Raw genomic sequence first — 18,063 nt, forward strand, 5'->3', positions numbered from 1 at the left:
AATTATGGGATTTTTTAATGTTATCAAGAATGAAGTAAAAGCTGCTGTAGGCTATCAGCAAAATTTTACGTCTTTGTTGGAGGCTAAGGATATTTCAAGAGCCTTGAACTATATGCAAGATCGTTCCGGCTTTGCTGAAAAAGCCTTGCTGGAGTATAAGGTAGAAAACCATGAGGTTATGAAAAGGCAAGATAAAGCCGTTTATGATAAGAAAGGGAATTTCCTTAGATGGCAAAAGCGTTGGAAAATTCCTATCCCCTATCAGTCTTTTATCAATGAAATTGCGCTTGTTTTCTTATATGGCAGACCAGTAAAATGGACGCAAAGAAGCAAGGGTACTGATTATGCTTTTGAGCAATATATAAAACTGCTGGAGCGTTTACGCTTCAACGCCAATGTAAGAGAGGCTAAACGTGTTGCTGGTGCTGAGGGTACTTCCGCTATGCTATTTCATGTGTTCCGAAATAAAGAAGGAAAACCAGATGTATTATTGAATGTGTTATCTAAACAAAACGGTGATGATATTTACCTTATCAAAGATCAGTATAAGCGTATGACTGCTTTTGCTTGGGGGTATTATCTGAATGAATCCGGCAATCGGAGCATTTACCATGTGGATATTTACAAAGATGATACGGTTTACTACTGTAAGCGTGTTAGTGTAGGTTGGGAAGTGAAGGCAATCCCTAATGTGATAGGGAAAATTCCCGTTATCCTCTTTGAACAAGAGTTAGAGCATGAAGGAACACAGCCCATGATACACCGTGTAGAAAGCATGGAATCTACAGATGCAGATGTAAATGATAGATTTGCTAACCCGGCAATGGTAGCAACCGCAGAAGTGCTTAACAGCTTGCCTAAAGCAGAAGAAGAGGCAAAACTATTCATTCTAAAGAATGGTGGTAAGATTGAATACCTTACATGGGATCAGGCTTCACAAAGCAAGGCAAATGAATACGAACGGCTGGATAAGCATATTCTTTCAAAATCTTTCACTCCTAACATAGATTTTGACAATATGAAGAGTTTGGGCAATCTGTCTGCCAAAGCTATCAGAAAAGTAATGCTTCTTGCAGTGATTAAAGCTGAGAAACGAAAGGAAACCCACGATAATTACATGAATAGAACGGGTAATTTGCTACGTGCTATTCTGGGTAATGTTTTGGACTACCAGCACAAAGCCGAATATGAAGCATTACAGTTAGGGCATGAGTTTCAAGAGCCATTCGGTGAAGATGTGAGCGATATTCTTGCTGATATATCAAAGCAGTATAACGATGGAGCGATGAGCCGACAAACTTATGTGGAAATGAGCTACCTTATCAAAGATGCTAAAACGGAAATTGAGCGTTTGAAGCAGGAAGATTTAGAAGCCATAGCTAAACAGCAGAAGTTAAACAGAATAGATGTGTTCGGTGAAGGTGAATAATGGCAAAGAAAGTAAAACTATCAGAAACAAAGTACCATTGTAGGGATTGCAAGCACTCTTACGACTGGCACGAGAAGGATTATAAAGGTGAGTTCTTCCTTTGTCGGTGTCCTTTCTTCAAATACTCTAAATTCTTAAACAAAGATCACTGTGAACACTTTGAGTTAAAGCGCAATGGCAAAAACTAAATACGTCAATTCCACGCAGCTACAAAAAGAGCTGTTTAAACGTACAGAAGGGTACGCAGCTAATGTACGTGCGATTTATCAAAACTACTTACTCCAGATTATTAACCTGGTAAAAGGTACGGAGTTGGAAGAAGGTAAACCGTTCTCTTTCTCCGAATATGGCTATAGTGATGAGGCTACAGCCATATTTAGAGAAATGTACAGCCGTTTGTATCAAGAAATAAGGAATGACGTGCAAAATGAATGGCTGCTTTCCAACCAACATAACGATGAGCTGGTAAAAAGTGTGTTCGGTGAAAACTCTATCAATGATAACCACTTTGCCCGATTCTTTAAGCGCAATATGGAGGCTATGGACGCTTTCTTTGCTCGGAAAACTGGAGAAGAAGGGCTAAGCCTATCGCAAAAGGTATGGAGGTACACAGGACAATTTAAAGAAGAGCTTGAAAACTGCTTGGATTTGGCTATAGGAGAGGGTACAGGAGCCAACAAGTTAGCTTCCAAAATACAGACCTACCTACAAGATCCTGATCGCTTTTACAGAAGATTCAGAATAAAGGTCGGTGAGGATGAAAACGGAAATACTGTGTATGGTCGTGTATGGAAACGTAGAGTATATGATAAAGAAACCGAAAGTTATAAATGGGTAGATGATAACCCAAAGAAATATCATCCTGGACGTGGTGTATATAGATCTTCATACCGTAACGCCCAACGTTTGGCACGTACTGAAACCAATATAGCCTACAGAACTGCTGATTTTGAACGATGGGGGCAATTAGATTTTATAATTGGCTATGAAATCAAGCTGTCAAACAACCACCCATGCCATGATATTTGCGATGAGCTTGCTGGCAAATATCCCAAAACGTTTAAATGGACTGGTTGGCATCCGAATTGTCGGTGCTACATGATTCCTATTTTAGCTGGTGAAGATGATATAGAGGATATGCTTAACAAGATCCTGGCTGGAGAAGATGAAGAAATAAGCAAGAAAGGGCAAATAACGGAGTTTCCAGATGAATTTGTGCAATGGGTAAAGGATAACGAAGATCGCATGAATGAAGCCAAAACAAAAGGCACTCTACCCTATTTCGTCAAGGATAACTATACGGATATAGAAGAAATCTTGCATCCTCTCACACCTGAGCAAAAACACTACAAAGGGCTGGTTGCTCAATATGGGGAAGAAAACGTACAAAAGCTATATGAGGCTTTCGATTCATTCAAAGCCAAAATCTCTACTGGTGATTTGGAGTACCAAATCAAGAAGCTAAAGTTTGAGGCTAATTGGGTTGAGGAAAAGAATAAATTCCCGACTTCTCCCGAAATGGTGAAAATGCTTAAAAAAGAGCTGGCTATAGTTGAGGCAAAATTTCAATACCAACAAGCCGTAAATGCTGCCAAGCCTATTTTGAACTATAAAAGCAAGAGTAAACCGTTAAACTCGATTCTGGCAGAATTGAATGAGGCTATAGCCAATGAAGCTACTGCAAATGAGATACAAGCCTTGACAGCAAAAGCGACTGCCAAAATACAAGAGATAGAAAAGGCTCGGCTTGCAAAGCTGGTTAAACAAGGTGCGGACGGATCCACTTTGGATCTTTACGCAACAGAAAAAGAAAAGCTGGAAATAGCAAGGCTCCAATCTGAATATGATAAGGCTATGGATCTATACGGCAGTCAGTGGAATAGTGAAGTAAGTGCTTGTTATGTCCGGCTTGCTGATTATAAAAAGGAGTTGGCTTTAAAATATGTGTCAAAACAAGGCAAGCTGGTTAAGCTGAATGGAGAAACTGAGGAATTGGCAAAAAAAGCACTGGAAGAGTATATAAATGCGCCAGTTAATCATAGTGCTAATAACGCCATCGGTGGACGTTGGCAGAACTATAGTAGTGAAGCTGGAGCAATGGAGCGTTATAGCAAAAAAACGGGTATATCCGTAGATGAACTTGCTTTGATAAACCGCTATACATACGGCTCCAAGTGGTGTAATAATTACGGTTATGGTATTGTAGATCCGTACTTTGGCAAAATACAAGATTATGGGGGATTATGCCAAAAATATTATCCGGCTTGTAATGCTGCCTTAGAAAAAATGCCTCGCTATAATGGTACTGTATTCTCTGGTATCAGCTTTGACGCTATGAAGCTGGATAAGTATATTCAAGAAATGAAAGCGTGTCTATCATCCGGGCAACCCTATGTAAACAAAGCCTTCATGTCCTCTACTACCAATATTGATAGAACTGCTATCTTTGGAGATAACCTAATGCTGGTTATCAAAAGTAAGAAGGGTGTAGATGTAAAAGCCATTTCCCATTATGCCAGTGAAGATGAAATTGTGTTTCGTGCCGGATCCCGTTTTAAGGTGCTGAATGTTTATCAGGAAGAAACACGAAAGTACGGCTTTGGAAAAGGCTGGGTAGTTGAGCTGGAAGAGATATAAGAAAGAGCCATTACCAACGCTGGCAATGGCTCTGAACTGCCCTAAAGCAGCTATCATCAGCTCTCAACAGATGAAAACATACAATTTTACTTCAACAAACTAAATAGCTTCAGTATTTTTTTTGCTCGTTTTTCTGATACAGTTTCAGTTATATAGCCATCTGTAGTGTAAAATCTAACCGTCCGAATTTTATTCGTTTTCAACAAAGTATATACTTCATCTGGAATAATATATCTTGTTTTAAGATTAAAATGCTCAATAAAGGTTTTTCCAAGATTTAGACTCCAATATTCAGCAACGGCATCCTCTTCGTTGTTTAATGTAATGATACTATCATTTTCTAATTTGAGCATTAAATCGGCTCCTTTTTCCATGCTATAAACTTTATCACCGCAATTATAAGTAGTCTTTAAAAGTATTGTATTATTAACTTTATGCAAAGCGCAAGTAAAACCATCACTAAAGCTAATGTAATTTGTTTCAGTTATTCGATTACCTGTAAACTCATCTATTTCGTCTTTGACAATTTTTTGAGCATGAATAGAGTTACAAGTTATAAGACACATTAAAAATAAGAATAAATTTTTCATATCGTGCAATTTAGAGGTTAATAACCTATTAAAATTGGCTACCCATAAACCCACAAAAAAAACGTGGGCTTACTCTGCACGATCAAGAGGGACGACCAAGTACCCAACAGCCCATACAAGAGTAATGCCCACGCCATAGCGCAGGCATTAGCACATTGTTTCTGAGGGCTGTTTGAAATTTTGGTCGTTTTCTTGATCCTCGCAACAATAGCCAATGCTATATTAGTTCATATTTTATTTCTAACTGCAAATATAGTGCTATTTATGAGAAAATTAATCCGTTTATGTTATTAATTTAGGCACGACACAAAAAAGAGGAAGGCTTTACACCTCCCTCTTACCTGTTTCAAACGATTTTTCCCAGTTGGTTGTATCTCCTTCTGGATTCGGGCTTTTACCTGGTAAATGCTCTGATAATAGTTGCTCTTTCCATTCCTTGTACGCTTCATCTAAAGGCTTTTTTGTGTCGCAAGCATCCAAGTAGGAATAATGAAACTCCTTCTCATACTCCCAAAAAGAAGCTGCCAAAGGGTGAAAAGTATCACTTTTATACGGATTCTCTTTTTCTCCTTTGTACCAATGGTAATTTGAATAATCTTCCGTTATGCCAGAAAAAAATCCGGCTTTGTTCCAGTTATCAGCCATCTTATTTATTGTTTAAGTTATGATAGAAGTTACCTATAACATCAAGCATATCAGTAGGCAACAAATTGAATACATGATCTACTATTTCTTTAGGGATCTCATAGATAGCTGCTGCCATAGATCCTACAATAGCACCGATAGTATCGCTATCACCTCCCCACGAAATAGCCTTCCTTATTGCATCCTCAAAAGAATTACTGGAAATGATAATTTTCAAGCAAATAGGTACAGTTCCCTGGCAAGTTTCATCAAATACCCCAGCGTAATAGTTTCCGATCATAAACATAGGATAGTACGTTTGCATTTCGTTTTCAAGCCCGGATAGGTTTTTGGTAGTGCGCAAATAGTAAATAGCGTGCGCAATCGCTACAGCTCCTTTTATGCCTTCCGGGTGGTTATGGGTTACGATAGCGGTTTCTTCCGCTTCTTTCTTCACTCTATATAAGTCGTCAAAGAACCAAGCTACGGGGCTAACCCTCATTGCAGAACCGTTACCGAAGCTATTATATGGTTGTGGTGTATCTGAGGCTATCCAACGTGCAAAGCTGTTTCCGTATGCTCCTTTAGGGGTTGGATATTTTCTACACCATTTCAGTAACGTATCTTCGTAGTGTTCCCCATTGTTGATAGCGTCCGCAATAGCAATAGTACAAATCGTATCATCTGTAAAAGTGCTTTCTTCCGTAAACAACTCAAAGTTATAGTTATCTGTATTGTTAAACTCAAACCGTGAGCCTACAATATCGCCTATTATTGCACCTAACATATTAACCTCCAATTTTAGTATTACCTCTAAATGTTTTCTTCCTTATAAGCACGCCCATACGGATTGTACAATACTTGTTTTGATACTCAACCCGACTTAGATCTACATTCCAAAGACTTTCTTTCTTGATACCTATTTGTTCCTCTGAAAGCTCGTCAAAGATCGCAGCAATAGATCCAAAATAGAAGTGTCTTTTTCCATTGTACGGCTCTCTCAATTCTACATGAATAACTTTCGGTAACTTCATAATCCATTCCATTTATTAAAGCGTTCTAATCTGATGCTTTAAAATTATATATTGGCTTTATCGTATCAATGATCTCAACTGTATCAGTGATAGCATTTTTAATCTCTTCCATAGACTTATACGCTTGTGGGGCTTCATCTATTGTCGCTCTACTTACAGAAGTGGTATATATTCCGTTCATAGATTCTTGGTATTCCTCCATACTAAGCAACTCCTTTGCTTTACTCCTACTCATCAAACGTCCGGCTCCATGTGGGGCTGAATAGTTCCAGTCCGGGTTTCCTTTTCCAACACAGATAAGGGAACCATCACGCATATTTATAGGTATTAATAGCTTCTCGCCTAATTCAGCACTCACAGCACCTTTTCTAAGGATCATACGGCTAAAATCAATATAGTTGTGTATGGTTTCAAATCTATTTACCTCAGTAAATCCCATCCCATTAATGATAATCGCTGCCATAGTAGCACGATTAAGTACAGCAAAACGTTGCACTATTGCCATGTCATTAATATAGTCGTGAAAATCACCACCTGAAAGATGTGCCAACTCTTTGTCCTTACCAGGAATTGAAATATTCTTAATCGCTTCCTGAATATCCCTTTCCCTGCCTTCTGCTTTCAATCTGGCAATAGTATTGCGTACTTCAATCGCCCGATCGCTTTCTGTATTTGCAGCCAAATTTTGATAGTGTTTACAAACATCGCCTCCCAACTTTCTACTACCAGAGTGAATAACCAAATAGTACCTATGGTTTCTTTCTGAATAGTCCACCTCTATAAAATGATTACCGCCTCCAAGTGTACCGAGTGAGAGATAAGCTCTATTTAAATCTACTTGCTTCGCACATCGTAGGTTTGAAAAATCAAAATTTGCCTTTTGAGTATCATGTATATTAAACCCATTGGGAACCATTTCCCTTATGACGGAATCCAATTTCTCACAGTCTATATATTGATCTGCCAATTCTACAGTAAGCATACCGCAACCAATATCAACACCTACCAAGTTTGGCGTTACTTTATCGGTTATTGTCATTGTAGTACCTACAGTACACCCCTTACCAGCATGGCTATCCGGCATTATTCGTATAATAGAGTTTTCATAGGCAGGATAATTAGCCAGCCTCTTAATCTGATCGTATGCTTCGTTCTCAAAAGTTTCAGCAAAGATCTTGACTTCCTTTCCTGAATGTGTTCTAATTATTCTCATGTCAAATACAAATATAGTTTATTCTATTAAGTATAACAAATAAAATACTACTTCTTTTTACTTAGTAAAGTAACGTGCCGTTTTAGTTCTTTATGTAGATACTTGTTTTCGCTCTGTAGCTCTTTTATGATAGAATTACGCTTTTCAAGTTCTTTGTTATATCGTTCACGTTCAAATTGAGCAAACGTAAGATCCTCATTCCTACAAGTACAATCCCGTATATCATTGCTCAAAACAACAGCCCAACAACAAGGTATTAAGACTTTGCCAGCTTGCTTATCGTATATGTAATGGCACTTACTCATAAGTTTATCCTTTCATACGTCCTAAGAAGGATAGTTTTAATACATCGTATTGCTGACCTATAACGGCAAACTCCAACATAGCGTTATTATCCAAAAGATCGTTAATCCTTAAAAGTGGATAATCTTCTCCAGCACGGCTTACATATCCCTCTTGTGAAATATCATCTATTATGCGCTCATCATCGCATTTGCCAAAATAAGAATCAAGGCTGCTTATGATATGTTCTTTCAAATAAGCCTCACTATATACAGAAGCTATTTTATCCTGTTTCCTTAGTGCGTATCTCATAATTCATCTTTATCTCCTAATTCAGATAATGCTTGTTCAAACTCTTTGAGCTTCTTAATGGCATAATCTCTACGATAAGTAATTATATCACGAGTTGTGTAATCTATATAGAATCGGTCTATAAGATGTTGAACATAAAACCTTTCAGGCTCTTCGCAATGATTTAGTAGAATTACATAATTCGTGTTTCGTGGGTGGAAACATAGGAATCTATAATAATTTACTTTGCCACATGAACATTCTATTAATCGCTCATCTATCTTTAATTTCTTAATATCTTCAGTATTTAATATTGGCTTCATTTTTCAACTCCTTTCGGTTTGTTTATGGGTTTCCAGTGGGTTATCCTATATTCGTTGGCAATATCTGTTATTCGTTCCAAATAGTCCTCTGCCCAACCAAATTCCCCCCAAGTAGATGTTAGGTAATCAGTGTACCATTCGCCATCATCTAAATTCTGATATTCCACACGAAGGATGCAATTTGTTCCGATTTCCGGCATAGCTTCCGTATCATCTTTACACTCGTGCCAGTTCTCAAACTCATTAAACCGTCTTGCGATCTCTTCACAAAGAATGTTTGAGCTTTCCACATCGCCTAAATGAATTTCGGCTATTTGGTAATTCATCCCGTCCTTTATACAAAGTTCTGCATCCAATTCATCTGCACCAAACAAGCGTTTTCCTCGTGCTGGTAGGCAAATAAGTTTCAATGTATCAGTATCTAACTCACCTTTGGCGTATGTCCAATTCAATTTAATTTTCATTTTATACCTCCTTTTGCTTTTGTTGCAGCCATTTTACACCTTTTTTAAATCCTTCTACAAACGCATCTGAGCAAACCCTTTGTATTTCGGGTAAACAAACACCTCTACTTCGATTTAGAGGACACGTAGCGCAAGCCTGGCTTCGTCCGTTGGCTTGCTTTGCTGCTTTAGTTATTCCTTTCATAATTTCGACAACCATTGTTCATAAATACGTGTGGCTATCTGAGCCATCATTACGGGTGGAACACTCATACCACAAATGTAGTGTGGCGATAAACCACAAAAATTATAATCTTGTGGGAACGTGGATATATTACATACCTCAGAAGTGGATAGATAGACGGGCTGCTTAAATGGTATCAATGAATCCAGGTGTGCAGACAATGTATAACAAACTCTATCTTCATAACAGAACTGCTGATTAAAAAAGCCACGTTTACCAGTGAGTTTTTTATAGGCTTCTGATAGTGCTATATCCCCTTGTTCCCTGAGTTCAAAAAGTTCTCTCATTCTGCCTTCATAGGCTCTTCCTTTATAATCCGCAAAAGCACCATATACTATAGGATCCTCGTTAAACTCCATGTTTATATATGGTTCTACGTTAAACAGATTAGATACCTTCAAAAAATTGATCCCTAAATCATGTCTAATGCAAATAAAGAAGATCCGTTCTCTTTTCTGAGGAACACCCATTTTTGACGCATCAAGAAGGAAATGCTGACAATAATAGCCTGCGTTATCAAAATCTTTATATATGCGCCTAACATAGTCTATTGCACTTCCCATAAGTAAACCTTTCACATTTTCGGCTACTACAACTTTTGGTTGTAATACCCTTGCTAAAGCTATGAAATCAAAGAAAAGCGTATCAAGAACTTGTGCAGATTGCCCCTCTCTGAATTTCTTTTCTTTACCCCAATCCTTTTCACGATTTCCGGCAATGGAGAAGGTGGAGCATGGGGGAGAACCGTCCAAAATATCCAAATTGTAAAGATCGGGCGGTAGCTCTCTCTCTCTCTCTCTCAATGTTCGTATATCTTCCAAAAAATTATATCGGGGTGAGTGGTTAGCCACATAACACCGATTAACCTTTGCGTCTATCTCATTGCAGCCAATTACATCAAATCCGGCTAACTTGTAACCCATTGTAGAGCCACCACCACACGCAAAACAAGAGAACACTTTGCCTTTATCTTTCGTGAATTTGGCTTCTGAAAGCCTCCAATTATAGGGGAATTTATGTTTTTGCATTTTCCATATAAATTAAAATGGTAAATCACTTTCACCAGGTCGGCAATCCTCAATTTTGTATTGAGTATCTTCAACTGATTTTATAGTACACAAAACGTATGCTTTCTTTTTTAAAAGAGTTGCAAGCCTTTTCGCTTCTTTTTCCGCACTATCCAAGCTATCATGTTTGCAAGCTGGGGTAGCACACCCTTCCACAAATACCATGTAAAATGTATTCATACCTTTTCTATTTAGCGTTTATCTATAGTTGCCTTTTTACTCGGTGAACGCTTTACAATTATGGGAGAAGAAAGCATTATCTTAAAATACTTAGTACCATCGACTGTAATAGGCTCCTTCTCCATAAGGAAGGAAGCGTTATCCTTTACTTTTGCACAATCAAGTATCTTATTACTTAGGAACTTATTCATAAAGCGAATACCGCCTTTGTCGTACTTGATAGAAAAACCTTGTTCGCTATCGGTTTTGCAAATAAACCAGTCCTTTGTATTTTCTTCATCATTGGCAAACTGAACTTTATCTATATCCTTAATGCCTAATTCAGCAGCAAAAGACTTAGAAATGTAGATCATACCATTTTCACGATTAAATCTCAAAGTCCTTTCTCCGTTGCGTTGTCCTACTGGCTGGCTGTTTTCTTTATTGTATATTACAAGTTTCATAATTGGTAAATTTTAATATTATACGATTGCTATACATGAATATCGGTTTACAAAACTTATATTACTTCGGATAGCATTATTTATTGAATTGATTTTACGGTATATGGTGCTTACTGAAACACCCGTATAATCTGAAAGATCCTTATAAGAGCACCCGGTATCATAAACTTTTAACTTAAATAGCCTATAATCATTTTTCGGGTATTTATGCTTAATGAAGGAAAGAATATCTTTTGCAAGTTTATCCGGCTCTACAAGCTCCTCAACCGATAAACCTTCTTCCATACTTATTAACTGGAAAAATATCTCATTAGGTCTGTAGTATCGGTTTTCTTTAGCTATGTTCCGAAGCCTGGCTCTTTTATAAATTCCCCAAAATAAAGGCTCAAAGTCTATTATTGGCAAGTCTATAAATAGTAGATCCTTTCTCAGAAGCAAATAAGTATCGTGAAAAACGTCCTCATTTAGCTGCCATCCTAAGATACTTCGCAACCGTTTATAATTGAAAGAAAACCAGTAATCAAACCTCAAAACATTGCTTTTCATATCTCTATTGGCTTATACATACGTTTATAGGCACGATTAATTTATAAGTCGCTCCATTGGGGAAACCGTCTTTTATGGCTTCTTCAATCTCGCTGGCTGATGGTACACTTATTCGTTTCCCAAATTCAATTTTGCCCAAGCGTTTTCCCTTGTGATCGAAAATTATATATGTGTATTCATTCATAGGGCTATAATTATTTATTGGGGTAAATTGGGCGTATCACTTCCAGCGTGTCCGCACGAACAATAGCAATACGTTGGTAATATTTCTCACAAGCAGCTTTAAAACCACCACACCAAGCGGTTTTCTTCTCATAATTATCTACTATATCCTTTTCCGCTTTATCCAGATCAATAATAGGATAAGCCATGCCGATACGGATCTGATCGTTTGTATCATGCTGTAAAACTCTGATGTTGATTAAGTTTTTCATATCCGATGTTGCATTATGTGGGGCTTTAGCTCCACTGGTTATTATTTATTGATAACTGTTATAAACTTACATTTAGCCCAAAGCGAAATGTCGTTACTGTTTATGTATTCTTTGTTTCTTGCTTCAATAGCTTTTGCTTCTTGTTCGCTAATTTCTTTTCCGTTTATGAAGTATCGTTTCATAGTTTATTTTTTTAGAATTTCATCAAGTAATTTTTTATCAGCATCCCAAAGATTGTACCCTTTGGCGATCTTTCTTCTTAGATACTCTTTTTCCCCGATCATGGCGATTGCCTTTTCTCTCAAATCTGATGCGCTCCACTTTTCAGCTTGATCTATCAGAAGGTTTGTAAGGCACTTTCTTTCTTCGTAAAGTTCACGTACTAATACCGTCTTTCGCTCTATCTCTTTTAGGGCTGTTGGGTTCTCCATCCACAACTTACAAAAAGCGTCTTTATCAAGGTCTGTATTCATGTAGCACTCTTCTACTTCCGTATAACCATCTGCCGATAGTTTTAAACCCGTTCTTTCTTCAAATTCTTTCTGTGTCATATCTGAATGTATTTAGTTTTATATTCTTTTCGTGTAACTGTTTTTATTACGTTGCAAATATATGTAACATTGGTAATATTACCAAATGAAATAGGTAATATTTTCAAGTGATATTACCAATATTTACCAAGTAAAACATAGAAATATTATCATTATCAGATATATAGCTTTTCAAAAACACTGCAAAATAATTTCAGAAAAAGCATTTTTTAACATTGTGGGAATGTATGCTTTTTGATTTATTCTACTTATTAAAATAGATATTTTAGGATTATAGCTCTGATTTTGAAGAAAACAAGTATAAAAAACATTGGCGTATATATACACCGTTATTGAAAATATTACCTACATTTGCAGTATAACTAAAGTAATATTGATATGAATAAGACACTCTTTAAGAAAGTCAAAGACTTATGTAAGGACACTGGTTTATCAGAGAAGTACCTTACTGCGATAACCGAAAAAATGGGTGGCAGCATTGAGGATGATTCTACTGATGAAGCGGAAATCGAAAAAGTAGCAAACCAAATAGCGGATGTGGCAAAAGAAAGTCAAGGAGAAGCTACCAGGTGGGCTAACAAAGCGAAGGAACCAAAGGAGCCAAAAGAACCGAAGGAACCCAAAGAACCTAAAGAACCGAAGGAGCCAAAGGAACCTGATAACGATCCAAACAAACGGATCTCCGAACTTCAAGCGGAAATGGATAAAATGAAACAAGAGCAAGCTAAGAAAGATCGTGAAACAGCCGTTCAAGCAGCTCTTAACAAGCATGGTATTCCCGAATGGAGAAGAAAAGGTTTGGTTATTCCTGATGAAGAGGATCCAGATGCTTATTGCGCTGGTCTGAAACAAGACTTAATAACTCAAAACCTTATTTCGGAAGATCCAGAGAGTGTAAAAACAGCAAACGCAAAGAATGTTGAAGAGGCTTCTGATGCGTTGCTGGAATCAATTATTGTTAAATAAATCATTTTACAATGAAACGAACAAAAATCTCATTTGTCGGTGAAAAACCGATTTTCACAGGCAGTCCGCAAATTGTACCAGGCGGTTTTAATCTGGATCGGGAGAAACAGCGTTTTTCTGTAGGTGATATTATCCCTGCCGGAACACTCGCTATTTTCGATGAAGTTACAAGAAAGGTACAGATTGTAAAAACAGCGAAGGTTAAAGCTATCGGCACAAAGGATAAGAAAGTTATCACTTTGTATTCAAATGGCTATTGTTCACCCTGCTTTTCTGTTGGAGATAAGCTGTTACAAGCTAAATCCGTTAGTGGAACTTTTGAAGATGCACCTTCTATTGTGTCTATTGAAAAGCCTGGTGTGTCAAACGCTCCGTATGTAATTACACTTTCTGCTGAGATCTCAGGTTTGGCAGTAGATGATGTGCTTGTAGAGGTTGTTGAAAGCTCTACTAATGCTGCTGTTATTGGTGAACCTAACTCTTTAACAATCGAAGAAGTTACTGTAAAAGAGTTTGAAACAGCCATAGATGTTACAGAGGACACTATGCAATATGCTGTAATGGAAAGACGTGTTTTGCCTATTCCCGACAGCATGAAGGATAGCACGAAACGCTATTTAAAAGCGAACTCTCACATTCGATTGTCGCAAACTTATTAAAAGGAGGTGCTAAATGAAATCTATTTATTCAACTTTTACTGGTTTGTTTAAAGATGGCAAACCTATTGATTTTCTCGCAACGTGGAAAAAGACACTGGATAAGGCTTCAGAACGTGAAGTAGCATTATTCCAGAAAACTTATTCGGATGAGTGGTTTGATTGGGAGGCTCCGCAACTCTCTTTGAGAGCTGAGGGTATTATGGGCAAATATCATTTGCGTGTGATGGCAACCCTGATCGGTGATGAATCCCCCACTCCGTTAAGACGTTCTGACGGTTTTGATATTTGGAATGAAGAAATTCCACGTGTCGGACATAAGTTCTTTATGAAGGCTTCCACTTACCGCAAGTTGTTGGAAGTTTATAAATCTCCGTTCTTGAAAGACGGTCAAAAGGTTAAGCAGATTGAAAAGACTTTGCGTAACGATGTGGAAAACGCTTATCTGGGCTGCAAAGATACTGCTGATTTTATGATTCTGAAAGCTATATCAAACTTCGGTGTTTGTCGTTTCATTCCTTCTATCAACAATCCTGGTGGACGTGAGTTTGAAATTGATTACCTGATGGATGAAGCTAACAAACTCGTTTCAGCCTTATTGTGGAATGACGCTAACTCAAAAGCTGGCAAGTTGGATATTATTCTAACTCTTACCATGATCGTTACCTTGTTCAAAAACAAAGGTGTCGTATTTGAAGAGTTACTGATGGCTCCTGAACTGCTTGCATTTATCCGAAGAGATATTACAATTCGAGAAGCAGCCTACGGTAAGGACAAATCCGGCAAGGTTGTTACTATCCCAGACTTGAACACCTTGTTTGCTGATAACGGTCTGCCTAAAGTTCGTGAGATCACCCGTCTTGTGGGTATTGAAAAGGACGGAGAACGTGAGCCGTTAGATCCCTGGAATCACAATATGATTGTATTTAAACCTGCTGGAAAGATTGGCTTTATCCAGCCTTCTATTGAAGATAACGAGCTGTTTGAAGAGGACAATGTAGATTACATGAATGCTGGTAACGGTATTCGTATAGCCAAATGGCGTACTGGTGAATCTACAGGGCAAAAGGCTGGTGAATATACACAAGGATCTGCCCGTTTGATCCCGGTTATCACTGAAATTAACGGTATTGTCTGCTTGCAAGTTAGAGGCTTTGAAGAGCCGGAAGAAGCAGTAGAGGGAGTAACTTTTTATACGAAAGAACAATTCGATCAGAAGGCAGCAGCTTCTTTGGTCGGCTAAAAACGATGCAATATGGTAACATTAAAAGTATTAAAGAAGTTCCAAGATAAGGACAACAAGGAGAAAATTTACCAAGTCGGTGAAACTCTATCAACAAGCGATTTGGATCGTGTAAATAATCTTGTTTCACGAGGAATTTGCAGTATTTCTGCTATCAAGGAGGCTAACAAAGAAGAAAAGAAACCCGAAAAAATTAGCCTTTTTGATAAAGAGTTTGAAATCGGTGCTGTAAAAGGTGCTTTGGCTGAGATTGGTGTTTCAATCAATAAAAATGCTGGCGTTCAAGCAATCACCAACAAACTCGGTGAACTTACAGAAGAGCAAAACAAGGCTCTTTCTGAAATCTTATGTAAAGAGTAACCTATGACGAATTTAGACGCTATCCGTGCTTTATGCACTAAAATATGTTCCGGCTTCTACCCGGATCAGAATGTACTTGAATTTACCCTTTTGGATAATGGTATAGATCCTTCTAAAAACTTCATCCCCAAAGATGTTGAACTGGTGAAGGCTGCTATCAGTGTCGTTAAGGGAATGACTGAAAACAGCCATTCGGAAAGTGGAATTTCTGACGGGTGGGATGCGGATCGTATTAATAAAAGTATCTCCGCTATTTGTCGGGAGTACAATATAGATAGCTCTGATTTTGTCGAAGAATCTTCTGTATCAGACGGTTCTAACCAATGGTAAGTTATGCAATACAACGGAACAATACAGTATAAGGTTTTATCTGGTGGCGGTTTGGATGGTAACGGTGAGCCGATTATCTCTACCGTATCATGGAGTGAGCCTATACGTTGTCTGTACAAAACGGTAAAGCATAGCAACACGATCTATCAACAAGGTAAGTTTACTGATAAAAGCTATGAGATCCTAATTGAAAGTAGGGATTTTCAAGCTGATACGGTAAAACTTACCAATGATAGAACACAGTTTTTGGGTGAGTTTGAAGTACAGGATATTGAGTTTGTTAATCGCTCAGGAAGAGTAAAGATTACGGTTTGATGGGATTCACGAAGAAAACGCCGGATAGTGCTTTTAGCAACTTTCTTGATGATACCAAGAAAGCCGTTATAGGTAGAGCTATTAAGGCTTTTATCTATGTCGGTGAAGCGTGTCTGAAAGAAGCCCGTTTAAACGGCAACTATACAGACAGAACGGGAAACCTTAGAAACTCTATCGGTTATGCCGTACTTTTTAATGGTGAAGTTATGGAAGAAAGTGCTTTTGCCAACACAAAAGGTGGGCAAAACGGAAAGAAGCATTTGGATAGCTTGAAAAAGAACTATCAAAACGGTATTGTCTTGATTGTATCTACTGGAATGAGTTACGCAGCTTATGTAGAAGCCCGTAATTATAATGTCCTTACTTCTTCCGAACTGCTGGCTAACAAACTTGTACCTCAGATTATGAAACAATTAGGCTTTGAAATGAAATGAATAAGACAGGTGATGAAATAGAGCTGGACGTTTTCAACATTATCACAAACAGCCAACTTGCAAAGGAAATAAAAGGTAACGTTTATCGTGAAGGAACACGAGATCTAAACCCTATGGAAGAGGATATAATTGTATCGTTTCTTACTGGTTTGGATGGGCAGTTTCAAACTGGCTCCGTAACGGTAAATATTTATGTTCCCGACAAAGACAATGGCAGTAAGGTATTGGTTAAAGATGTTGGCAGATGCCGTTATCTGGCACGCAAAGCCGATGAGGTTGTTAGATCCTTGAAACCTACTGATTACAGATTTTCTTTAGGTGCAACAATTAAAAGCTACAAAGCAGAAAAGGTAGCTATGCACTTTGTAAACGTAAAGATCAATTTTGAACTAAAAACATTTTAAGTTATGGCAAACAGTGGTATTACATGGGGTAAACCCCTGGTCGAATTTGGGCTAACTGGTGCTGAAGATGCATCTCCTTCCAGTTTCAAAACAATGCCCACAGCCGAAGAAAATACAGTTCTTCTTACAACTGTAAAAGGAAGTGCGCAAGAATTGTACGGAGAAGGGCATGAACTGGTAGCTCGAAAAATGCAAAAGTCTTATAAGCAGCTTGCTATGAGTGTGTTTATTCCTTCTGGCACAGAGGATCCTATTCCGGAAGAGGACGGAGTTGTAAAAGATGAATATGCAGTACGCCTTACTCCTGAAGATGATACGCTGGATGGATTCATCATGCGTAAATGCTCTGTTGAGGTTGAAGAAGAATGGTCGTCCGCAAAGGGTAAAATGCTAAAATACATCTTTAGCTCATTGAAGCCCAAGACGGGTAAAATGATTGAGAAGTATAAAAAAGCAGAATCATTATCTGCAGGTTAATTGAACTATGAACAAGGGAAAAGACAACATAGAAGGGCTTGTGTCTGATACGATCTTACAAAAGCCGTATTCTATACAGATAGGACAAGAAACATACGAGGTTGCACCTCCTTCTATTGCTACTCTTATCCTTGCCTCTGAACTTATTTCTCAGCTTCCTAAAGTAGAGTTAGATAAAAGCCTGGTTACATTTGAATCGCTCCGTATTGCGAAAGATTGTAAGGTTTTAGGCGATATTGTAGCTACTCTCATTTTAGGAGCTGAGAATATAACTACAGAAGCAACCGTAGTTCAAAAGTCTTTATTCGGTTTGGTACGCACACGCAAAAAGGTTACGATTGATAACAGGGCTGTTTTATCCGATAAGATCTTGAAACAAATTTCACCAAGTAAAGTGAACGCTCTTACCCTTAAAATCATAAACAGGATGGAGATAGGAGATTTTTTCGGGCTTACCGCTTCCCTGATAGAGATAAACCTTCTCAAACCGACAAAAGCAGGAGAAGCGGATCCGAAGGAAACGATAGCATCTGGGCGGTAGTAGCAG

27 protein-coding genes are annotated in these 18,063 nt (G+C 38.1%); 12 read left to right on the top strand and 15 right to left on the bottom strand.

Annotated elements, in window-relative coordinates; translation table 11 throughout:
- Positions 1-4 precede the first annotated feature (4 nt).
- Both AB5903_RS10185 and AB5903_RS10190 read left to right on the top strand, forming a co-directional pair.
- Positions 5-1,429, top strand: coding sequence for a phage portal protein (locus AB5903_RS10185; RefSeq protein WP_368117829.1), 1,425 nt, complete (start codon positions 5-7; stop codon positions 1,427-1,429).
- A gap of 174 nt (positions 1,430-1,603) precedes the next feature.
- Positions 1,604-4,066: an ADP-ribosyltransferase domain-containing protein gene (locus AB5903_RS10190; RefSeq protein ID WP_036633296.1), complete on the top strand. Its 2,463-nt coding sequence runs from the start codon at positions 1,604-1,606 to the stop codon at positions 4,064-4,066.
- Positions 4,067-4,152: 86 nt separating this feature from the next.
- Here AB5903_RS10190 and AB5903_RS10195 read toward each other — a convergent pair whose 3' ends face one another.
- The 15 genes from AB5903_RS10195 to AB5903_RS10265 form a co-directional block, all read right to left on the bottom strand.
- Positions 4,153-4,656, bottom strand: coding sequence for a hypothetical protein (locus tag AB5903_RS10195; protein WP_133303542.1), 504 nt, complete (start codon positions 4,654-4,656; stop codon positions 4,153-4,155).
- 324 nt (positions 4,657-4,980) lie between these two features.
- Entirely contained in the window at positions 4,981-5,301 is a 321-nt protein-coding gene (locus AB5903_RS10200; RefSeq protein ID WP_005850329.1) for a hypothetical protein, read from the bottom strand.
- 1 nt (position 5,302) lies between these two features.
- Positions 5,303-6,067 (bottom strand): ADP-ribosylglycohydrolase family protein, encoded by a 765-nt coding sequence (locus AB5903_RS10205; protein WP_195292006.1) that lies wholly within the window; start codon positions 6,065-6,067, stop codon positions 5,303-5,305.
- Between the two features lies 1 nt (position 6,068).
- On the bottom strand, positions 6,069-6,314 hold the full coding sequence (locus AB5903_RS10210) for a hypothetical protein (RefSeq protein ID WP_022402227.1): 246 nt from the start codon (positions 6,312-6,314) through the stop codon (positions 6,069-6,071).
- A 25-nt stretch (positions 6,315-6,339) separates the two neighbouring features.
- Positions 6,340-7,527 carry an RtcB family protein gene (locus tag AB5903_RS10215; protein WP_120136939.1) on the bottom strand — a complete coding sequence of 396 codons (1,188 nt, stop codon included), beginning with the start codon at positions 7,525-7,527 and terminating at the stop codon, positions 6,340-6,342.
- A gap of 309 nt (positions 7,528-7,836) precedes the next feature.
- Positions 7,837-8,121, bottom strand: coding sequence for a hypothetical protein (locus AB5903_RS10220; RefSeq protein ID WP_005850316.1), 285 nt, complete (start codon positions 8,119-8,121; stop codon positions 7,837-7,839).
- The gene (locus AB5903_RS10225; RefSeq protein WP_005850314.1) at positions 8,118-8,423 is read right to left on the bottom strand and encodes a hypothetical protein; all 306 of its coding nucleotides are present in this window, start codon (positions 8,421-8,423) and stop codon (positions 8,118-8,120) included. The genes AB5903_RS10220 and AB5903_RS10225 overlap by 4 nt, the downstream gene beginning before the upstream one ends.
- On the bottom strand, positions 8,420-8,887 hold the full coding sequence (locus AB5903_RS10230) for a DUF551 domain-containing protein (protein ID WP_005850312.1): 468 nt from the start codon (positions 8,885-8,887) through the stop codon (positions 8,420-8,422). Before AB5903_RS10230 ends, AB5903_RS10225 begins: the two co-directional genes overlap by 4 nt.
- 180 nt (positions 8,888-9,067) lie before the next feature.
- Positions 9,068-10,138, bottom strand: coding sequence for a DNA cytosine methyltransferase (locus AB5903_RS10235; RefSeq protein WP_195574588.1), 1,071 nt, complete (start codon positions 10,136-10,138; stop codon positions 9,068-9,070).
- 12 nt (positions 10,139-10,150) lie between these two features.
- Positions 10,151-10,357, bottom strand: coding sequence for a hypothetical protein (locus AB5903_RS10240; protein WP_005850304.1), 207 nt, complete (start codon positions 10,355-10,357; stop codon positions 10,151-10,153).
- Between the two features lie 11 nt (positions 10,358-10,368).
- On the bottom strand, positions 10,369-10,800 hold the full coding sequence (locus tag AB5903_RS10245; protein WP_005850302.1) for a hypothetical protein: 432 nt from the start codon (positions 10,798-10,800) through the stop codon (positions 10,369-10,371).
- A gap of 18 nt (positions 10,801-10,818) precedes the next feature.
- Positions 10,819-11,346, bottom strand: a complete 528-nt coding sequence (locus tag AB5903_RS10250; protein ID WP_005850300.1) for a helix-turn-helix domain-containing protein — start codon at positions 11,344-11,346, stop codon at positions 10,819-10,821.
- Positions 11,347-11,540: 194 nt separating this feature from the next.
- Positions 11,541-11,780 carry a hypothetical protein gene (locus AB5903_RS10255; protein WP_005850295.1) on the bottom strand — a complete coding sequence of 80 codons (240 nt, stop codon included), beginning with the start codon at positions 11,778-11,780 and terminating at the stop codon, positions 11,541-11,543.
- A 41-nt stretch (positions 11,781-11,821) separates the two neighbouring features.
- Complete coding sequence (locus tag AB5903_RS10260; RefSeq protein ID WP_005850293.1) at positions 11,822-11,962, bottom strand: hypothetical protein; 141 nt, start codon at positions 11,960-11,962, stop codon at positions 11,822-11,824.
- A gap of 3 nt (positions 11,963-11,965) precedes the next feature.
- Entirely contained in the window at positions 11,966-12,331 is a 366-nt protein-coding gene (locus AB5903_RS10265; RefSeq protein WP_005850291.1) for a hypothetical protein, read from the bottom strand.
- A 378-nt stretch (positions 12,332-12,709) separates the two neighbouring features.
- Between AB5903_RS10265 and AB5903_RS10270 the strand changes: the two genes are divergently transcribed.
- From AB5903_RS10270 to AB5903_RS10315, 10 genes are read left to right on the top strand one after another with little or no spacing between them, the layout of a single operon-like run.
- Positions 12,710-13,297, top strand: a complete 588-nt coding sequence (locus tag AB5903_RS10270) for a hypothetical protein (protein WP_005850289.1) — start codon at positions 12,710-12,712, stop codon at positions 13,295-13,297.
- Positions 13,298-13,308: 11 nt separating this feature from the next.
- Positions 13,309-13,956 carry a hypothetical protein gene (locus AB5903_RS10275; protein WP_005850287.1) on the top strand — a complete coding sequence of 216 codons (648 nt, stop codon included), beginning with the start codon at positions 13,309-13,311 and terminating at the stop codon, positions 13,954-13,956.
- A gap of 13 nt (positions 13,957-13,969) precedes the next feature.
- Positions 13,970-15,196: a hypothetical protein gene (locus AB5903_RS10280; protein ID WP_195292012.1), complete on the top strand. Its 1,227-nt coding sequence runs from the start codon at positions 13,970-13,972 to the stop codon at positions 15,194-15,196.
- A 12-nt stretch (positions 15,197-15,208) separates the two neighbouring features.
- Positions 15,209-15,556: a hypothetical protein gene (locus tag AB5903_RS10285; protein ID WP_022402213.1), complete on the top strand. Its 348-nt coding sequence runs from the start codon at positions 15,209-15,211 to the stop codon at positions 15,554-15,556.
- 3 nt (positions 15,557-15,559) lie between these two features.
- Positions 15,560-15,886, top strand: a complete 327-nt coding sequence (locus tag AB5903_RS10290; RefSeq protein ID WP_005850280.1) for a DUF6706 family protein — start codon at positions 15,560-15,562, stop codon at positions 15,884-15,886.
- Positions 15,887-15,889: 3 nt separating this feature from the next.
- Positions 15,890-16,201 (top strand): hypothetical protein, encoded by a 312-nt coding sequence (locus AB5903_RS10295; RefSeq protein ID WP_005850278.1) that lies wholly within the window; start codon positions 15,890-15,892, stop codon positions 16,199-16,201.
- Positions 16,201-16,635: a hypothetical protein gene (locus AB5903_RS10300; protein ID WP_022402211.1), complete on the top strand. Its 435-nt coding sequence runs from the start codon at positions 16,201-16,203 to the stop codon at positions 16,633-16,635. The genes AB5903_RS10295 and AB5903_RS10300 overlap by 1 nt, the downstream gene beginning before the upstream one ends.
- Positions 16,632-17,039 carry a hypothetical protein gene (locus AB5903_RS10305; protein WP_005850274.1) on the top strand — a complete coding sequence of 136 codons (408 nt, stop codon included), beginning with the start codon at positions 16,632-16,634 and terminating at the stop codon, positions 17,037-17,039. Before AB5903_RS10300 ends, AB5903_RS10305 begins: the two co-directional genes overlap by 4 nt.
- Positions 17,040-17,042: 3 nt before the next feature.
- On the top strand, positions 17,043-17,516 hold the full coding sequence (locus AB5903_RS10310) for a hypothetical protein (protein ID WP_195292014.1): 474 nt from the start codon (positions 17,043-17,045) through the stop codon (positions 17,514-17,516).
- Between the two features lie 7 nt (positions 17,517-17,523).
- Positions 17,524-18,057 (top strand): hypothetical protein, encoded by a 534-nt coding sequence (locus AB5903_RS10315; RefSeq protein ID WP_032532877.1) that lies wholly within the window; start codon positions 17,524-17,526, stop codon positions 18,055-18,057.
- The last annotated feature ends 6 nt before the right edge of the window (positions 18,058-18,063 follow it).

Source organism: Bacteroides sp. 2201st1_D9_2201SCRN_220225 (assembly GCF_040928965.1).
Classification (GTDB): domain Bacteria; phylum Bacteroidota; class Bacteroidia; order Bacteroidales; family Bacteroidaceae; genus Bacteroides; species Bacteroides stercoris.

Bases quoted from the DNA above. Each gene is read 5' to 3' on its own strand.
- AB5903_RS10200 (WP_005850329.1), bottom strand. From the start codon at position 5,301: ATGGCTGATAACTGGAACAAAGCCGGATTTTTTTCTGGCATAACGGAA.
- AB5903_RS10190 (WP_036633296.1), top strand. From the start codon at position 1,604: ATGGCAAAAACTAAATACGTCAATTCCACGCAGCTACAAAAAGAGCTG.
- AB5903_RS10240 (WP_005850304.1), bottom strand. From the start codon at position 10,357: ATGAATACATTTTACATGGTATTTGTGGAAGGGTGTGCTACCCCAGCT.
- AB5903_RS10205 (WP_195292006.1), bottom strand. From the start codon at position 6,067: ATGTTAGGTGCAATAATAGGCGATATTGTAGGCTCACGGTTTGAGTTT.
- AB5903_RS10225 (WP_005850314.1), bottom strand. From the start codon at position 8,423: ATGAAGCCAATATTAAATACTGAAGATATTAAGAAATTAAAGATAGAT.
- AB5903_RS10270 (WP_005850289.1), top strand. From the start codon at position 12,710: ATGAATAAGACACTCTTTAAGAAAGTCAAAGACTTATGTAAGGACACT.
- AB5903_RS10290 (WP_005850280.1), top strand. From the start codon at position 15,560: ATGACGAATTTAGACGCTATCCGTGCTTTATGCACTAAAATATGTTCC.
- AB5903_RS10295 (WP_005850278.1), top strand. From the start codon at position 15,890: ATGCAATACAACGGAACAATACAGTATAAGGTTTTATCTGGTGGCGGT.
- AB5903_RS10245 (WP_005850302.1), bottom strand. From the start codon at position 10,800: ATGAAACTTGTAATATACAATAAAGAAAACAGCCAGCCAGTAGGACAA.
- AB5903_RS10265 (WP_005850291.1), bottom strand. From the start codon at position 12,331: ATGACACAGAAAGAATTTGAAGAAAGAACGGGTTTAAAACTATCGGCA.
- AB5903_RS10310 (WP_195292014.1), top strand. From the start codon at position 17,043: ATGGCAAACAGTGGTATTACATGGGGTAAACCCCTGGTCGAATTTGGG.
- AB5903_RS10305 (WP_005850274.1), top strand. From the start codon at position 16,632: ATGAATAAGACAGGTGATGAAATAGAGCTGGACGTTTTCAACATTATC.
- AB5903_RS10235 (WP_195574588.1), bottom strand. From the start codon at position 10,138: ATGCAAAAACATAAATTCCCCTATAATTGGAGGCTTTCAGAAGCCAAA.
- AB5903_RS10255 (WP_005850295.1), bottom strand. From the start codon at position 11,780: ATGAAAAACTTAATCAACATCAGAGTTTTACAGCATGATACAAACGAT.
- AB5903_RS10260 (WP_005850293.1), bottom strand. From the start codon at position 11,962: ATGAAACGATACTTCATAAACGGAAAAGAAATTAGCGAACAAGAAGCA.
- AB5903_RS10215 (WP_120136939.1), bottom strand. From the start codon at position 7,527: ATGAGAATAATTAGAACACATTCAGGAAAGGAAGTCAAGATCTTTGCT.
- AB5903_RS10210 (WP_022402227.1), bottom strand. From the start codon at position 6,314: ATGAAGTTACCGAAAGTTATTCATGTAGAATTGAGAGAGCCGTACAAT.
- AB5903_RS10315 (WP_032532877.1), top strand. From the start codon at position 17,524: ATGAACAAGGGAAAAGACAACATAGAAGGGCTTGTGTCTGATACGATC.
- AB5903_RS10230 (WP_005850312.1), bottom strand. From the start codon at position 8,887: ATGAAAATTAAATTGAATTGGACATACGCCAAAGGTGAGTTAGATACT.
- AB5903_RS10250 (WP_005850300.1), bottom strand. From the start codon at position 11,346: ATGAAAAGCAATGTTTTGAGGTTTGATTACTGGTTTTCTTTCAATTAT.
- AB5903_RS10275 (WP_005850287.1), top strand. From the start codon at position 13,309: ATGAAACGAACAAAAATCTCATTTGTCGGTGAAAAACCGATTTTCACA.
- AB5903_RS10280 (WP_195292012.1), top strand. From the start codon at position 13,970: ATGAAATCTATTTATTCAACTTTTACTGGTTTGTTTAAAGATGGCAAA.
- AB5903_RS10185 (WP_368117829.1), top strand. From the start codon at position 5: ATGGGATTTTTTAATGTTATCAAGAATGAAGTAAAAGCTGCTGTAGGC.
- AB5903_RS10220 (WP_005850316.1), bottom strand. From the start codon at position 8,121: ATGAGATACGCACTAAGGAAACAGGATAAAATAGCTTCTGTATATAGT.
- AB5903_RS10195 (WP_133303542.1), bottom strand. From the start codon at position 4,656: ATGAAAAATTTATTCTTATTTTTAATGTGTCTTATAACTTGTAACTCT.
- AB5903_RS10300 (WP_022402211.1), top strand. From the start codon at position 16,201: ATGGGATTCACGAAGAAAACGCCGGATAGTGCTTTTAGCAACTTTCTT.
- AB5903_RS10285 (WP_022402213.1), top strand. From the start codon at position 15,209: ATGGTAACATTAAAAGTATTAAAGAAGTTCCAAGATAAGGACAACAAG.